The organism is Mesorhizobium sp. M1A.T.Ca.IN.004.03.1.1 (assembly GCF_003997555.1).
Taxonomy (GTDB): Bacteria; Pseudomonadota; Alphaproteobacteria; order Rhizobiales; family Rhizobiaceae; genus Mesorhizobium.
Map to the genome: position 1 here is coordinate 1 of NZ_RZTV01000706.1, position 253 is coordinate 253.

1 protein-coding gene is annotated in these 253 nt (G+C 64.0%); it reads left to right on the forward strand.

Features of this window, described 5'->3' with window-relative positions:
* Positions 1-253 (forward strand): substrate-binding domain-containing protein (locus EOD29_RS33505; protein WP_164764033.1); only part of this gene is annotated, 253 nt, incomplete at both ends.

A 253-nucleotide genomic window follows, 5' to 3' on the forward strand; every position in this document is an offset into this window, starting at 1 on the left:
GCCTGCTGGCTGAGGGCGATTTCAGCTATGAGTCCGGCCTTCGCGCTGCCGGAGCACTGCTCGATCTGTCCAAACCGCCGACCGCGATGATCGCCAGCAACGATCAAATGTCGATCGCCGCGCTCGCCGCCGTCCGCGAACGCGGGCTCGACGTGCCGCACGACATATCGCTCGTCAGCTTCGACGATACGCCGATCGTCCGCTTCACCCATCCGCCACTGACTGCAGTTGTTCAGCCGATCGCCGAAGTCAG